General features: G+C 54.3%; 13 protein-coding genes and 1 tRNA gene. 4 read left to right on the forward strand and 10 right to left on the reverse strand.

Annotation, left to right across the window (positions count from 1 at the left end; all coding sequences use genetic code 11):
* Positions 1–2 precede the first annotated feature (2 nt).
* From ACR3EJ_RS00900 to ACR3EJ_RS00925, 6 genes are all read right to left on the reverse strand, one after another.
* A complete protein-coding gene (locus ACR3EJ_RS00900) occupies positions 3–1,034 on the reverse strand; it encodes a branched-chain amino acid ABC transporter permease (protein ID WP_170544378.1) in 1,032 nt (343 codons plus the stop codon).
* Positions 1,035–1,140: 106 nt separating this feature from the next.
* On the reverse strand, positions 1,141–2,487 hold the full coding sequence (locus ACR3EJ_RS00905; RefSeq protein WP_170474534.1) for a substrate-binding protein: 1,347 nt from the start codon (positions 2,485–2,487) through the stop codon (positions 1,141–1,143).
* An 809-nt stretch (positions 2,488–3,296) separates the two neighbouring features.
* Positions 3,297–5,171 carry an amidohydrolase family protein gene (locus tag ACR3EJ_RS00910; RefSeq protein ID WP_170544379.1) on the reverse strand — a complete coding sequence of 625 codons (1,875 nt, stop codon included), beginning with the start codon at positions 5,169–5,171 and terminating at the stop codon, positions 3,297–3,299.
* A gap of 69 nt (positions 5,172–5,240) precedes the next feature.
* Positions 5,241–6,419, reverse strand: a complete 1,179-nt coding sequence (locus ACR3EJ_RS00915) for a carbohydrate porin (protein ID WP_170544381.1) — start codon at positions 6,417–6,419, stop codon at positions 5,241–5,243.
* Positions 6,416–7,180 carry a DUF3299 domain-containing protein gene (locus ACR3EJ_RS00920; RefSeq protein WP_170544383.1) on the reverse strand — a complete coding sequence of 255 codons (765 nt, stop codon included), beginning with the start codon at positions 7,178–7,180 and terminating at the stop codon, positions 6,416–6,418. The genes ACR3EJ_RS00915 and ACR3EJ_RS00920 overlap by 4 nt, the downstream gene beginning before the upstream one ends.
* A 26-nt stretch (positions 7,181–7,206) precedes the next feature.
* Positions 7,207–8,604 (reverse strand): amidohydrolase family protein, encoded by a 1,398-nt coding sequence (locus ACR3EJ_RS00925; RefSeq protein ID WP_170544385.1) that lies wholly within the window; start codon positions 8,602–8,604, stop codon positions 7,207–7,209.
* Positions 8,605–8,743: 139 nt separating this feature from the next.
* Here ACR3EJ_RS00925 and ACR3EJ_RS00930 point away from each other — a divergent pair, with 139 nt between their 5' ends.
* Positions 8,744–9,748, forward strand: a complete 1,005-nt coding sequence (locus tag ACR3EJ_RS00930) for an AraC family transcriptional regulator (protein ID WP_170544387.1) — start codon at positions 8,744–8,746, stop codon at positions 9,746–9,748.
* A gap of 207 nt (positions 9,749–9,955) precedes the next feature.
* Here the strand turns inward: ACR3EJ_RS00930 and ACR3EJ_RS00935 are convergent, their stop codons facing one another.
* The 4 genes from ACR3EJ_RS00935 to ACR3EJ_RS00950 all read right to left on the reverse strand — a co-directional run bounded on the left by ACR3EJ_RS00935 (position 9,956) and on the right by ACR3EJ_RS00950 (position 11,392).
* A complete protein-coding gene (locus ACR3EJ_RS00935; RefSeq protein WP_170544389.1) occupies positions 9,956–10,291 on the reverse strand; it encodes a hypothetical protein in 336 nt (111 codons plus the stop codon).
* A gap of 201 nt (positions 10,292–10,492) precedes the next feature.
* A tRNA-Arg gene (locus tag ACR3EJ_RS00940) sits at positions 10,493–10,569 on the reverse strand.
* Between the two features lie 21 nt (positions 10,570–10,590).
* Positions 10,591–11,067: a GNAT family N-acetyltransferase gene (locus ACR3EJ_RS00945; protein ID WP_170544391.1), complete on the reverse strand. Its 477-nt coding sequence runs from the start codon at positions 11,065–11,067 to the stop codon at positions 10,591–10,593.
* A gap of 13 nt (positions 11,068–11,080) precedes the next feature.
* A complete protein-coding gene (locus ACR3EJ_RS00950; protein ID WP_170544393.1) occupies positions 11,081–11,392 on the reverse strand; it encodes an ETC complex I subunit in 312 nt (103 codons plus the stop codon).
* Positions 11,393–11,426: 34 nt separating this feature from the next.
* Between ACR3EJ_RS00950 and ACR3EJ_RS00955 the strand changes: the two genes are divergently transcribed.
* From ACR3EJ_RS00955 to ACR3EJ_RS00965, 3 genes are all read left to right on the forward strand, one after another.
* Positions 11,427–12,029, forward strand: coding sequence for an SRPBCC family protein (locus tag ACR3EJ_RS00955; protein WP_480422473.1), 603 nt, complete (start codon positions 11,427–11,429; stop codon positions 12,027–12,029).
* Positions 12,030–12,110: 81 nt separating this feature from the next.
* Positions 12,111–14,297, forward strand: a complete 2,187-nt coding sequence (uvrB, locus tag ACR3EJ_RS00960; RefSeq protein ID WP_170544395.1) for an excinuclease ABC subunit UvrB — start codon at positions 12,111–12,113, stop codon at positions 14,295–14,297.
* Positions 14,298–14,392: 95 nt separating this feature from the next.
* Positions 14,393–15,220, forward strand: coding sequence for a formate/nitrite transporter family protein (locus tag ACR3EJ_RS00965; RefSeq protein ID WP_480422475.1), 828 nt, complete (start codon positions 14,393–14,395; stop codon positions 15,218–15,220).
* The last annotated feature ends 80 nt before the right edge of the window (positions 15,221–15,300 follow it).

A 15,300-nucleotide genomic window follows, 5' to 3' on the forward strand; every position in this document is an offset into this window, starting at 1 on the left:
AATTATTCCTCCATCACGCCTTTGCGTCCCATCAACCCGCGCGGGCGCGTCAGAAGCACAATGATGGCAACAAGGTAGATGATGATTTGATTGATCCCGGGAATTGTCGTGGTGGCCCAGGTCGTCGAGGCAAAACTTTCCAGGATGCCCAGCAGAAAGCCAGCCAGCACGGCTCCGGGCAGCGAGCCCATGCCGCCAACAACAACGACGACGAAGCTAAGGACCAGAAAGTCCATCCCCATGTGATAATTTGGCGGGTTTAGCGGCCCGTACATTACACCGGCCAAACCGGCCACTGAGGCAGCGATACCGAACATGATCGTAAAGCGCCGGTCGATATTGATACCCAGCAAGCCTACGGTTTCACGATCCGCCATTCCGGCGCGTACGACCATGCCGAACGTGGTGAAATGCAGGAATGAGAAAACGGCGCCGATAATGGCGACGGCAAATCCAAAGTAAACCAAACGCCAGATTGGATAGATTATTGCGTTGGGGTCAAATCCAATCATTGTGCCAAGGTCGATAGAACCGCTCAGCGCGTCAGGCGCTGGAGTTTGGATTGGGTTGGCGCCGAAGAAATACTTCACGATTTCCTGCAACACGATCGCCAGACCAAAGGTGACGAGGATCTGGTCGGCGTGAGGGCGCTTGTAGAAGTGCTTAATCAAACCGCGTTCCATCACATAGCCCACTGCTAACATGATCGGGATCGCAAACAGGATAGCCAAAGGAACAGACCAATCGATGATCGTCGCACCGGTCTCTGGGCCGAACCAAGCCTCGACATAAGGTGTTTCAACCTTCAGTGGGTTGCCCAGAAAGTCGGTTTGGCTTTCGTCGATGGTGGCAAAGCTCAGGTTCATGAGCTTTTGCAGAGTAACGGCACAGAACGCACCGATCATGAACAGTGCGCCGTGTGCGAAGTTCACAACACCCAGCGTTCCAAAAATGAGCGTCAGCCCCAGCGCAATCAACGCATAGGCCGACCCTTTGTCCAGACCGTTCAAAATTTGCAATAGGATGGCGTCCATTGGCCCCACCTCAGGGTTGGTCAGTGTGAATTAAGTGGCGTAACAGGATCAACCCTGTTGCAGATGTCTGGCCGCCTGTTCGGCAGCCAGACTTAGACACGAGGACTTACGCGCCCGGGTTACACTTACCCAGTGAACCACCGGCGAACATCGGATGCTCGGGGTCGTATTCGACCTGCGCACGTGGCGTGATCTCGACGATTTCCAGAGTGTCATAGGCGTTGGTCGGATTCTCGTTGCCACGAACGACCAACACGTCTTTGAAGCACTGGTGGTCCGCGCCACGGTACCAAGTCGGACCGTTGCCCAAACCGTCGAACTCAAAGTCCTCCAGAGCCTCAGCAACGCCACACGGATTGAATGTGCCGGCACGCTCACAGGCATCAGCATAAAGCAGAACTTGTGCATAGCAGGTCTGTGCAGAGTTGGACGGCGGTTTGCCGTACTTTTCACCAAAGGACTTCACGAATGCTTTGGTGCCCTCATCTTGCAGCTGCCAGTTCCAGTTCATGGAACCCAGCACGCCCTTGATGTTCTCGCCCGCACCAGCGGCCATCAGTTCCGAATACAGCGGAACGACGATCTTGAAATCCTTGCCGTTGGCAACTTTGTCGAGCAAGCCGAACTGAATTGCGTTGGTGAGCGAGTTCACCATGTTGCCGCCGTAGTGGTTCAGAACCAGAACATCAGCACCCGAGTTCAATACCGGGGTGATATAGGACGAGAAGTCCGTCGAAGCGAGTGGTGTTTTGACGGTGTTGACCGTTTCCCATCCCAAGGCTTCGGTAGACGCGACGATCGACTCTTCCTGTGTCCAGCCCCAGTTGTAGTCGGCCGTCAGGTGATAAGCACGGCGTTCCTTGCCCATCTCGGCAGCCAGCACCGGCGCAAGTGCAGCGCCCGACATATACGCGTTAAAGAAATGACGGAAACCATTGGCTTTTTTATCCTTGCCAGTCGTGTCGTTGGCATGAGTCAGGCCAGCCATAAAGATCACACCTGCTTCTTGGCAAAGGCCTTGAACCGCAACCGCCACGCCCGAGGACGATCCGCCGTTGATCATGATCGCGCCGTCTTTTTCGATCATCGACTTTGCAGATGCACGTGCAGCGTCTGATTTGGTCTGCGTGTCGCCTGTGACGAACTCGACCTTTTTGCCAAGGATACCGTTGCCTTTCAGCGCCTTCGAGGTGAAGGTATTCAAGCAACCCCCATCTCCCTCACCATTGAGATGTTCGACGGCCAACTGTTGCGCCAGTAGCTCGTCATTACCCTCTTCAGCATACGGTCCAGTCTGGGGAACGTTGAAGCCCAGGGTTACGGACCCTCCGGTAGGTTCGTTGGTATAAGCAGCAGCCGACGAAGCCGTGAAGATCGTAGGCAGGGCCAGACCGGTACCTGCGACGGCACCAGACTTCAACACGCCACGGCGTGTGATCGGTTTATTGGTCATTAATTCCTCCCATTTCTCTTTCTTCCGTCGTCTGGCTCCTCTTCCAGCAGACGAAAGCGCACTTATGTGCAAGTCAATAATGGAAAGGCGAATGAAAACTTCACAACAAATTACTGGATTTAAAACAAAATTTTGTAAATTTGTTCACTAAACGCGAATGTATCTTGTAAATACACTGCATCTCGCTAGTGCTAACTTGTTATATTCAAAATAATTAGATGCAAACTTTTTTTCCTCATTTTTTTGTCGTGAGTGGTGTCGCACGCTTTAGTGAGCTGGAGCCGAGGCAAAGTCGCAAGCGCAAGGCAATTTTTTAGTTCCCAATTTGATACTAGGCGCTCGCTGACACGAGTTGTCCGCGGTCAACAGAGCCAGTTTTGCCATTTTTCTGCTCTGGGCTCGAGGTTGTCATTAGCTGCGGATCGTTTGAACGTCGGCTTTTGGCCCGGACGAAAATTTGCAGCACGTTTTTTTGAGACGGTATCTAGCCCGCACTGGGTGGCCAGTTGCCCCCGTACACCCCCACGGCACGTAGCGACCGCTGCAACACCGCCGCACATGAGCGGCAATTCCACCGTTATGCGCATCACCGGTTAGATTGGAGTCCATTTACCGACTTGCACTTTGAAATTGATTATGAAAGTCTCAAGTTACTGACAACACGAGACATCTTTACTATAGGATGCTGGTGGCGGCAGTTGGATACAGCACTTAGCTGCATGTGCGGATTGTGATAGAGCGCTTCGTTTACACCGAAGATGTCGGGAATTCGAGTCTCTCATCACCCACCATCCTTTCCCCGCTATGTATCAAGGTCTTACGCGATTAGCACCTCTAAATCCGCCCGTTTTGGACATCATGGCCTTCGCATAATCATATTTTACCGTTGCACGGTCCTCGAAGCGAGCATGCACGATGCAAAAGAACAGGGCTCCGTCATCTAGCCCGTTGCGAGGTGTAAACCAATCAAAAGGGTCGGTCGGCTCTACCGACGCAAACTGATTAGTCGGTGTCGTGGCAGGCGCGACACTAGCTTCACTATTTGTGATGTCATCGAGCAGTGTTGGACGGGCCGTGCCGGTATCCGGTGTGAGAATACCCATGATCTGCTCGCGACCAGCCGGAACGAAACGCCCGCTCTCCTTGACTGGAAACCGGATCGGCTGTCCGGCATAAATATCTCGCTGAACTTCACTGTTCTTAACAATAATGGTTCCGTTAACGAGCACGTACGGAATGCCTTCTGACGGTAGACCTTGCTGACCGAGAGTGTAGTTCGCCTTTTCGGTCACAGCCTCCGGATCAAAAATCGTAATGTCCGCAACCATGCCTTCTTGCATACGCCCACGCACCTGCATTGCTCGCAAACCTGTGTCACCTAATCGCTTCGCATGTATGTAGCTGAGCTGAGTGAGTGTGAGCATAAGCGGCACATTCGCTTCGCGAGCCAGCCTCAAGACAAGCGCGTGGCTGCCTGCTGACCGAGGATGCCCGGCATAGTCTTCGTAGGGAGCATCCCAACTCATCAAGTTGCCCTCGATGTCTAGCCCGGCCATACCGTCGCCCGAGATGCCATAGCCTGCGATGGTGATCCAATCATTCAGCCATTGCTCTCTTGGAGGGCTAAAAACTATGGCTGTCCGTCCCGGTTCATTCTCAGCGAAATTCAAAAACTCGTCTTTTGTCACGAAGCGATCGAGCTGGGGATCAAAGATAGTGTCTTCGTATTTGTACCCCATCGAACCTTCCCAGTTTTCAGGGGCGATGATCGAAGCTCCGTAGTTTCCCGACCCGGCAGTCCAAGGATAGTAGCTGGACCAGACGTTGTAACCTTGGTCGCGGGCCATCTGGAGCTTTTCCTGATTTTCCCACCACCCATAATCATTATCGTGATGAATGTGCAGCGGGGCGCCAAGCACCATCGCATTGACCAAGATTTCATTTACACCCGTCTGTGTTTCTGTCGGCGTCGAAGCACTGGGATGAAATCGGTGATGGACGGAGGTCAATCTACCGTAACGCGCCGCAGCCCGCTGCGCTTCGAACATCTCATAGGTGGTAATACCTTCGCGGGCGTAGCCGATGGTCGATCCCACGCCAAGTGCTCCAAGACGTAGTCCCTCATCCAGCTGGGCAGTGATTTCGTTCATCTGCTCACGGTTGCTTGGTACAGAAGACCACCCCTCGACGCCGTCTTCCACAGATTGCGCCCTCAGTGCGAAGAAGTTCCGGAAGTCTATATCTCCACCTTCAAGCACGAGGCCGTCATGGACCCGCATCCGTGCGAATTCTTGTCCAACCACCGTGCCATAATTTGCCTGCGTTGAACCCTCTCGTGCCTCATACCATTCATCAATGTTAGCGGCTCCGACCTCAAAATCCATTTGAGTTGTGACGCCATCCCTAAGGTTTACTTTGATACCCCAAGGGTCCAACCCGTGCTGCTCAAGGTCGATAAATCCGGGTGCCACAACGTGCCCTGTCGCATCGATAGACTGGCTGCCGTTAATATCTTCGTCGGTAATCGCAGTGATCCAGCCGTTGCTTATTCCAACGTTAGCAATCTGGTCGAACCCGGTTTCCGGGTCCATTACCCGACCGTTGAGAATGACGACATCGTAAGTCTGCGCGGCGCATAGTGTCGAAAAAACAGACAACGTGCCCGCCAGAAACAAGGTGTGCATGGACGGATCCTCCTTTTTATCGACAAAACTATGTGTTTCGTTATTTTTAGCGTCTGCTTTCGCCCCACTTTAGAAAACGATCCGGGTTCTTAGACCGAACAGCGTAATGCTATCCTGGGTGGGGTTCAGCAGCGGGTCAGAAATGAACTGCAGTGATGGCGTGATCTGCAGTCCGGGCGAGATTGAAAACCGGTAGAATGCTTCGAGCGTGAACTGATCACCGTCTATGCCTCTTGCCTCGGCCCAGTTCAGGCCCAGCCCGGCCAGATCGGTATTGCGACCATAGTAACCCAGACCCGCAGAAACCGACCGGTCATAGAGCGCTGCTGTCCCTTTTGAGGCCCCTGCCCGAAAGAATGGCATCCATTTATTGCCAACAAACCACGCCGCTGAAAACGCGGCCCCATAATCTTCAGGGCGGCTGCCATCGTCGGCTGCATCCGCATGCCAAAGGGTCAGGTGGATATTGTCGAAGTAAATGCGATCAAAGCCAGAGGTGTAACCAAGTTCGAGTGACTTGAAGAGATTGCCATCGCTAAACACATCAAAGTTTGGATCAGACGGGTCGGCGTTTGCGTCTGAGACGCTCGCAACAGCGTAGAAGTTTTCGCTCAGCTTTACCCCACCGGCGATGCCAAGACCTTGATTGGGCGTGTTAATAGTCGGATTGGTATTAAAAGACAGGTTTTGGAAGCCACTGTAGGGGCTGACCAACCCATAGATATCCACAAAGTCCGTTACATCAATCTGGCCAACTTGCAGCGTCCACGAACCGTTCTCGGCCCTTTGGGTCCAGAACAGATTGGTTAGCAGCAGACCATTATCGTTGAAGGCTGTTCCCGTGATTGAAAGGGCTCCGCCATCCAGCCCCAAAAACTGTGGGGCGACATCGGTGTAGCTGTTTCGATCTTCGATCTTGAATGTCAGAGAGCCGCGTTCAGTTGCCTGCCAACTACCGTAGAAACGCGCAATCCCACTGGCCGCTTCGCCGGTTCCCAGATCAGCATTTGTGGATTGGCCCAATGCCAAGTAATCAATGTTGAAGCGAAATCCTTCCTCGGCCAGTCGGTCTTTCCACTGAAACCAACCCGGAGCGATATTGCGTGGGAAATCGGAACGGTATTGCGGATCGGTCAGCCCATCTCCGGGCTCTAGATCAGCTTCGACCGAAGATGGCCCGGATAGTCCCTGAGCCGACGCTCCGCCAGCGAAGGCAATACTCAATGCGGCAACCAGAAATCTTATCATTCAGACGCCCTTGCCCCACCGGTCTTGCGATTGCCCGCCGCTCGGATGCGATCAGCGGCGCGCTGTTTCCATTCCAGCCTGTCTGCCTCCGTTTCCAGAGTCTCGACCTTCTCCGTCTCCAACTGGAAGGTAGCATTCATGGGCATAAGGCCATCCACGACCATCATGTTTTGCATCGTGGGATCAATCTTCAGTGTGCCCGTTAGCCTTACGGGTTCATGAAAATAACTGGGCGTCCAATCGCCATTTAATCGCACACGGATCATCTGATTTGGCGGAGGTGGAGGCATGTGGCTACACATCCCGCGTTCTGGCACCAAATAGGCTACAGGTCGTCCGTCAGGATCGCTCGGGGCGGGAATGGCGAAGCCCGCTAGTGTAATTGTTTGACCATCAAATTGCGGATTTCCGTTTGTTCCAGCCTTTCTTCGCCGTTCCGTCACAATCTCTCGTTGATCGAGCAGCCAGTCGACATCAATCCCATCAGCCGCCAAGGCATCCTCAGTCTCGGTCAGAAGCTCCCGCCATTTCTGCCTCTCTTCTTCGCTGCCACTATCCTGCTGTAACCTGCCGCGCAGCCGTACGACGTAAAGAACATCGTCGAATTGTTCGGCGCTAAGTTCGCGATAGGGGTCTTCAAAGACCTGCGCGGACGGGTCAGGCAGGTCAGACCAGTCCAACGCGGTTCCTTGCGTCGCCATGACAGGATGACCACACCAAACCAACCCTGCAAATACTAAGGAGCGAAACCAATGGTGCATAAGTACTCTCCGACTGTTTGGACAGGTCAATCCAGTGTGTTTTTATAGATGACGCCGTCCTTCATGATCAGTCGGATCGTATCTGGGCTTTCTGGCCTCGGATCGGCACCGAACCACTGATCACCTGTGCCAACAACCGAGAAGTCTTCAAGTGGATTACCGTCGATTAGCAGGATATCCGCATAAGCTCCTTCCTCGATAACGCCCAGTTTCCCGGCGGTATACGGGTTCATAAAGTCACCTGACAGAGCGACTACCTCGCCACCCGTCGATGTCAGCGTGACCATTGACGTGTAGGGTCCGAAGAACTCATTGTTCAGGTGTTTTTCATAGGCAATCTGGATATTGCACGCCTCCACAGACCCAACACAGTCGGTCTGGAACCCTCGCTTCACCGGGCATTCCTTCATATTGTCGATGTAGCCCGCAAAAGTGGCCGAAGCCGATTTTGCCTTGGCGAGGCTCGACGGGACGCTTGCCACTGCAGGAATATCAAGCAATCCAGGATCAAAGGCAGTCAGGTTCGTAGTAATGTATGCCCCTTTTTCGTTCATGACTTGGGCAATCTCACAATCAAACGAAAAGCCATGTTCGATCGACATCACACCCGCGTCTAGCGCGTTCATGATCGCCTCCTTACGATAGGAATGCGCCATGACATAGCTGCCATACTCATTTGCCACCTGCACGGCGGCCCGGATTTCTTCGGGGGAACCAGCGAGCAATTGCCATGGATCAAACGCCGAAACCACGCCTCCGGATTGCATGTATTTTAGCTGGGTCGCGCCCATACGAAAGTTGTTGCGTCCAAACTTATGTACATCAGCAACGCTATCGACTTCTTGAGCCAAATTCAGACGGCTCATGTTGGTTTCAGAACCGGGCGGCGCCGTGAAATTGGCGAAATCTGCATGACCACCCCGAGTTCCCAAGAAAGCACCCGAGGCATAGTGGCGGGGCCCAATGATCTGGCCTGAGTCAATTGCCCGCCGAAGCCCACCATTGGCCCCACCTGCATCCCTCACTGTAGTGAACCCCTGCATCAGATACATCTCGGCCATCCGTGCACCGTGTATGGCAAAGTCCTCCCAGGTTGTGTTGGCCTCCATCGCAGGTAACGTCGGCCCCATCAGCATGAGGTGCGCGTGCAGTTCAATAAACCCGGGGGTAAGTGTCCGCCCCTCTCCGTCAATGACCGTAGCGTTGGGGGCATCGATCGCATCGGTTGATACGGCCTTAATTAGATTGCCCTCGACCAATACGCTGGCATTCTCGATACGCTGTTCATTAACGCCATCGAAGACATGCACGTTGGTAAATAGCGTTTGGGGTTCTTCTTGTTCCTGAGCATGTGCGGACGTTGAAAAAGAAAGAGCTGCAGCGACAATTACCGTCGAGCAAAGGGACAATCGTAGACCAGACATAAGTACTCCCTTCATATTCATGTTTTACAAACTGTAGTCTGGAATACCTTGGCTCGGTTGCCACTTTTGAATTAAGATGTTCGAATGTGATTGAAAAACTGGCCACTGCGGAAAACTAATCTAAACAATGGTGACGGGCTTGCCTTTCAACTCCACCTCTCAAGAGCATAGCGAGGGCTTTATTCGCCTCTCTTTAGCCGCTCCGTTCCTGCAATATCTCACCGAACGTAAGATCAACCCGCAACCAGCACTGGACCAGGTCGGTTTGAAGGCCGAGCTGCTGTCTGACCCATCCGTATTTGTACACTCAGAGTTGGTCTACGGCTTGGTGAATACTTTCTCAGAGTTGTCCGGTGATCGATACCTTGGCCTGCATGTCGGAGAAACATTTGACCTGCAAGGATGGCCTCCGTTCGCTCAAGCCTTGCAATCGACAACGAGTCTGTTCGAGTTTTTTGCCCGTTTTGTTGGGCTTGTACCGCAGGAGTCAAACTCTGTGCGGCACAGCCTTGTCATTGAAGCTGACAAGGCGACTTATCGGATCGCGAGGCAACAGGAATCGACTGTCCCACCCGTTCAGGTTACCGCTTTTGGAGCCGCAATCTACGTACGCCTATTGCAGACAGTCGTCGGAGACTCCTGGAACCCTTCCCGTGTTCGATGGGAAAGCAGATACATCACTGGTCTGCCTACCAACTACAAGGGGATCGAGGTTGGCCTTGGGACTGATTCCGGAATGCAGATTAGTTTTCCTGTGGAATGGTTGTTTTTGCTCCACATCTCTGAAGGCTCGACCAAACCATTGGCTTCGCCTCGACAAGATGAAGAAGTGACCGTGGTAGCTGCTTTGCGATCTGTCTTACGCGACAAACTGGACGAAACCGATTTGGGATCAGAGCGGGTGGCTGGATTGCTGGGAATACAGCCGGATCGGTTTCTGAAAGCGCTTCAGCAACAAAGCACGACGCTACCCCGTGAGATCAAACGGCTGCGTGTCGATGTCGCAAAGAAGCACCTCAGAGAAGACAAGATGACAATAGCGGAGATCGGCCTGATGCTCGGCTACTCCGACAAGTCCCATTTCACCCGCTTCTTCCGAGGTCAAACCGGAATGACACCGACCAAGTTCCGCCTTGGTGCTTAATTACGTTACTAGTTCTTGGATTGGCTCTCTATTGCTTGATAAGTGAGGACAGACAAGAACTCGCATTTCATTTCTTGGATCCCCTATCTTTGGATTGCTGAGGGATAGCTATTTCGCCACCAACCAGAATTGGAAGGCGATGAACGCCTGAACTATCGAAAAGCGATCCAATATCAGTGCCTTGGTCGCGCCGTCGGTTCAAATCAATTATTGCCCGGTAATTTCCCGACACGCGCCTTTGCCCCAGCCGGATTTACTTCCTGAAGCCGAGTAGTCGAAGGTGCCTTTTTCCGGGTGTACGTTGTAGTGCAGTGTGTAGCCATCGCCAATATACAGGTAGGTCAAAGTGTCGAGGCCGGGGAATACATCCACGTCTTTGTCGATGTCACCTATTGTAATGTGGCCCTTTTGCTGCCCGTCATATTTAACCAGTTTGGCTGCCATTTCTGGATGTTCTGCATCCGGCGCGTCACATTCAAACACGCGCTCTTCGGCAAATGCAGCCGCAGGCAAAAAGGCAAGAAGAAGAGCAATCTTTTCCATTGGATCCCAGTCCGTATTCCGTCACTTTCTCTGCGTCGGCTATTGGCTATTCTGGGCGTAATTTTGTCCAAACTCAGGTCGTAATGCGTTCTCTAACTCAAGCCATATCTCATGCCGATACGACGGATTTTTCATCCGCAACCCGAAGGTTCACAAAAATATCCGAATCGGCCTTGGATACTCAGTGTTGAAGGTATGGAGTGGCGATCCCTGAAGGACTCGAACCCTCAACCTGCTGATTAGAAGTCAGCTGCTCTATCCAGTTGAGCTAAGGGACCGCTGAGCCCTTCTTGCGGCTTTTAGCGGGCGGGTTCAAGAGCCAAGCGCATGAAGGCGCTGTTTGGGTCGTTTTCGTAACCTACAATCGGACCGCAGTATGAATACCCCAGCGATTCATATAGCTTGCGCGCCGCGTCATAGCCTTGCAGATGGTCAGCGCCAGTTTCCAAAACCAACGCAGATAGTCCTTCATCTTGCGCGATCTGCGCAAGGTGTTTCATCATCACCCTCGCAAGCCCCCTACCACGTGCCTCGGCCAAGATATGCACTGATTTGACCTCGGCGGTGCCGTCGGGCAATGCCTTTAGCGCGCCACACCCCAACGGGCAGCCGTCCTCATAAAGCGCCCAAAATCGCACTCCGGTGGCGGCAAGTGAGCCTGCATCCATTGTGTGATTGCTTTCAGCAGGGCCAGCTGCTGCGCTATGCGCGAAATGGGCTTGAATGATGGCGCGCATTTCCTCGGCGCCGGGATCGGCTTCGCGGATGTCGATCATTCAGGATGCCTTGTCAGTGAGTCCAGGGCGCACGCCGGTCTGTGGCAAAGTTCTCACCATAGCCGCGGGCCCGCAAGTTCGGCTTGCGCTTGTGCGGTTCGCTCACCTGTGCATCGATGCCGTTGTCCTTGGCGTAGTCCAACGCCTCTTCCTTGGAGTCGAATTTCAGACGCACCTGGGTTTGCGTGTCATTGGACGAGGTCCAGCCCATCAGCGGATCAACTTCGCGCGCCGAAGCAGGGGCGTATTCCAAAACCCACTTGCGGGTCTTGGCCATCCCTGAGGTCATCGCGTTTCGCGAAGGCTGGTAAATCCGTGCGCGCATGTCGCCTCTCCGTATTCACTTGATGGACTTGTTTATGCGTCAGAGCGCGGCCCGGGACAAGATGACAATTGTCGCGGAGCACAACAACATCCTGATGACAGGAACTGTCATTGGCAACACTTATGATTTTCGAAAGATCAGCCAAAGGATTGAGCAGATGATCCATTATGAACGAACCCTTGAAATCAACGCGACCCCCGAAGCCATCTGGGGGGTACTCAGCCGGTTTATGCAGATAGACGAGATTGCCCCACAGATCGCATATGTCGAGGCCCTGACGCATGGGGCAAATGGCATTGGGTCAAAGCGGCGTTGTTACTTTGAGAACGGAACCTCTTTGGTCGAAGAGGTGACAGAGTGGGACCCCAACCGAGGTTACAGCGTGCGCCTGTCCGATATGACAGCGATGCCCCTAACCGATGCGCATGCCACGATCGCAATCAAACCGCTGGACGGGGCTAGCACCCGGGTGATCTGGAGCATGGATTATGCCGTGAAATATGGCCCCCTCGGCTGGTTTTTAGGGCAGACCTTGATGAAAATGATGATGTCGAAGGTTCTTGACAGCAACCTGAAGGCACTGGCCAACAAGGTGAATTCGGATCACATACCGGATGCTGAACCCGCCTATTACTGAATCAGAGGTTCCCAGACCGGATCAGCCCTTGCAGTTGGACAAAATAAGAACAAATGTAGAGTTCTGATCCGGAGCCTGCCTATGCCCTACGCCCATTCCGACAAGACCCAGCTAACCGCCGAGGACGTGCGCGCGCGCCTGAAACTGGAAGGCGGCAAGCAGTTTGTCATGCACACTGAATTCGCCCCCGCAGGCGACCAGCCAACGGCGATCAAGGAACTGACAGGTGGTGTAAATGACGGGGAACGTGATCAGGTTCTTTTGGGAGCAACCGGGACGGGCAAAACCTTCACCATGGCGAAGGTGATTGAAGAGACTCAGCGCCCAGCGATCATTCTTGCCCCTAACAAAACGCTGGCGGCTCAGCTTTACGGCGAGTTTAAGGGCTTCTTCCCTGAGAACTCGGTCGAATACTTTGTCTCCTACTACGACTACTACCAGCCCGAGGCCTATGTGCCGCGCTCAGACACCTACATAGAAAAAGAATCCCAGATAAACGAACAGATCGACCGGATGCGCCACTCGGCCACGCGGGCGCTGCTGGAACGCGATGACGTGATCATCGTCGCCTCGGTCTCATGCATCTACGGCATCGGTTCGGTGGAAACCTATGGGGCAATGACGCAGGATCTGAAGGTCGGCCATGAGTATGACCAGAGGCAGGTGATGGCCGATCTGGTTGCCCAGCAGTACCGCCGCAACGATCAGGCCTTTCAGCGCGGGTCCTTCCGGGTACGTGGCGACTCGTTAGAAATCTGGCCCGCCCACCTTGAGGACCGTGCTTGGAAATTCTCATTCTTCGGCGAAGAGTTGGAAACCATCACCGAGTTTGACCCGCTGACCGGTGAACGTGCCGCGACGATGGAGCAAGTTCGCGTCTATGCGAATTCGCACTACGTGACGCCCAAGCCGACGATGAACCAAGCGATCATCGGGATCAAAAAGGAACTCCGCATCCGGCTAGATCAACTGGTCGGCGAGGGCAAACTGCTGGAGGCCCAACGTCTGGAACAGCGCACCAATTTCGATCTGGAAATGCTCGAGGCCACCGGTGTCTGTAACGGGATCGAGAACTACTCGCGCTATCTGACGGGCCGCGCGCCGGGTGAGCCGCCCCCAACCCTGTTCGAGTTCATCCCCGACAATGCCATCGTCTTTGCCGATGAATCCCACGTCAGCGTGCCGCAGATCGGCGGCATGTACCGGGGCGACTATCGGCGCAAGTTCACGCTGGCCGAACACGGGTTCCGCCTGCCGTCCTGCATGGACAACCGCCCCCTCAAGTTCGAAGAATGGGACGCCATGCGCCCGCAATCCGTCTTCGTTTCGGCCACCCCTGCAAAGTGGGAGATCGAACAGACCGGCGGCGTCTTCACCGAACAAGTGATCCGCCCGACCGGCCTCCTGGACCCCGAGGTCGAAATCCGGCCTGTCAGCATGCAGGTGGACGACCTGCTGGACGAGGTGCGTAAGGTCGCCGCCGATGGCTACCGAACGCTGGTCACCACGCTGACCAAACGCATGGCCGAGGACCTGACCGAATACCTGCACGAACAGGGCATCAAAGTCCGCTACATGCACTCGGATATCGACACGCTGGAACGCATCGAAATCCTGCGCGATCTGCGGTTAGGTGCTTTTGACGTGCTGGTCGGCATCAACTTGCTGCGCGAGGGGCTCGACATCCCCGAATGCGGATTGGTCGCCATTCTGGACGCCGACAAAGAGGGTTTCCTGCGCTCGGAAACCTCGCTGATCCAGACCATCGGCCGCGCTGCGCGGAACGCCGACGGCCGTGTGATCATGTATGCCGACAAGATCACCGGCTCGATGGAGCGCGCGCTGAACGAAACCAACCGCCGCCGCTCCAGGCAGATCGCCTATAACGAGGAACACGGCATCACCCCGGAGACGGTGAAGAAGAATGTCGAGGACGTTCTGGCCGGTCTTTATGAAGGTGACGTCGACATGAACCGCGTCACCGCCACCATCGACAAACCGATGCACGGTGCGAATTTGGAGGCCCATCTGGACGGGTTGCGCGAGCAAATGCGTAAAGCCGCCGAGAACCTGGAATTCGAAGAGGCCGCCAACATCCGGGATGAGATCAAACGTCTGGAAGCCGTCGACCTCGCCGTCGCCGACGACCCGATGGCGCGCCAGTGGGCGGTCGAGAAAGCCTCGGAAGACGCAGTGAAATCGCGTGGGCGGTCAACGGCTGGCAGGCCGGGACAGCGGGGTGGGAATGTGAAGCGGAGGAAGCGGTAGGATAAAATTGGCTGTCGAGGTCAAGTTGGCTGTTTAGTTGGCACAAGCCTTGGACTGAACCTCTGTACTTTGTCGCGTGGCCTTGATCCGGATCAATGTCGAAACATGAATATGTTGGCAGTGTGCAACGCATGAAGGCTCACAATCCAACCGGCGTAGACGCTTACAAACCTGCACAGATTGCAGAACTGGTTGAAACATCTGGTGTCGCAAAGGCACATCTTTCCATCGTTCAAACGCTGACACTTGCAATACTCGCAGGTGTCTTCATCGGCTTCGGTGGGGCCGCCTACACTATGGTTATGACCGGCGTAGATCCCGGATTTGGGCCAGCCCGGTTTCTTGGTGGGGTGGTGTTTTCTCTGGGCCTGATCCTTGTGGTCGTTGGTGGGGCGGAACTATTCACTGGAAACGCGCTGATGACCATCGCGGCAGTGGATCGAAAAATCTCGATGCGTGACCTGTTGAGGAACTGGGTATTCGTGTATCTCGGAAATTTAGTCGGAGCCGTCGCACTAGTCCTTGCTTGCGTTGCAAGCGGTTTGCTGGAAGGACCAATGGGGGCCACTGCTGCAGCGATCGCAAATGGCAAGATTGATCTCTCTCCAACGCAAGCCTTTATGCGAGGCATTCTGTGCAACGCCTTAGTCTGCCTTGCAGTCTGGCTGAGCTTCGCCGCCAGATCGGTCGTGGGAAAGGTCATGGCAATACTCTGGCCAATTTCGACGTTTGTTCTGTTGGGTCTCGAACACTCGATCGCTAATATGTACCTGCTGCCTCAGGGTGCGCTAGCAGGTGCCAAACTCGGTTGGGGCGCCACCATCAGCAACCTTTTTTGGGTCACGGTCGGTAATGTAGTCGGAGGCGCGGGCGGTGTCGCGCTCGCCTATCGGCTTGCCTATTTGGGCAAGGCAAGCGGCTGACGCTAGCTCAAGTCCTGTCTCGATTGACGATAGCCATACACTTCAAGGTTGCAGCGTAGCTTTCTCTCCTCCACGTTTGA

It is taken from the genome of Ruegeria sp. AB11, from assembly GCF_056536325.1.

Excerpts from the sequence above, each read along its gene's own strand:
- uvrB (WP_170544395.1), top strand. The coding sequence starts at position 12,111 with ATGCCCTACGCCCATTCCGACAAGACCCAGCTAACCGCCGAGGACGTG.
- ACR3EJ_RS00900 (WP_170544378.1), bottom strand. The coding sequence starts at position 1,034 with ATGGACGCCATCCTATTGCAAATTTTGAACGGTCTGGACAAAGGGTCG.
- ACR3EJ_RS00945 (WP_170544391.1), bottom strand. The coding sequence starts at position 11,067 with ATGATCGACATCCGCGAAGCCGATCCCGGCGCCGAGGAAATGCGCGCC.
- ACR3EJ_RS00905 (WP_170474534.1), bottom strand. The coding sequence starts at position 2,487 with ATGACCAATAAACCGATCACACGCCGTGGCGTGTTGAAGTCTGGTGCC.
- ACR3EJ_RS00915 (WP_170544381.1), bottom strand. The coding sequence starts at position 6,419 with ATGATAAGATTTCTGGTTGCCGCATTGAGTATTGCCTTCGCTGGCGGA.
- ACR3EJ_RS00925 (WP_170544385.1), bottom strand. The coding sequence starts at position 8,604 with ATGTCTGGTCTACGATTGTCCCTTTGCTCGACGGTAATTGTCGCTGCA.
- ACR3EJ_RS00935 (WP_170544389.1), bottom strand. The coding sequence starts at position 10,291 with ATGGAAAAGATTGCTCTTCTTCTTGCCTTTTTGCCTGCGGCTGCATTT.
- ACR3EJ_RS00965 (WP_480422475.1), top strand. The coding sequence starts at position 14,393 with ATGTCGAAACATGAATATGTTGGCAGTGTGCAACGCATGAAGGCTCAC.
- ACR3EJ_RS00920 (WP_170544383.1), bottom strand. The coding sequence starts at position 7,180 with ATGCACCATTGGTTTCGCTCCTTAGTATTTGCAGGGTTGGTTTGGTGT.
- ACR3EJ_RS00950 (WP_170544393.1), bottom strand. The coding sequence starts at position 11,392 with ATGCGCGCACGGATTTACCAGCCTTCGCGAAACGCGATGACCTCAGGG.
- ACR3EJ_RS00910 (WP_170544379.1), bottom strand. The coding sequence starts at position 5,171 with ATGCACACCTTGTTTCTGGCGGGCACGTTGTCTGTTTTTTCGACACTA.
- ACR3EJ_RS00955 (WP_480422473.1), top strand. The coding sequence starts at position 11,427 with ATGCGTCAGAGCGCGGCCCGGGACAAGATGACAATTGTCGCGGAGCAC.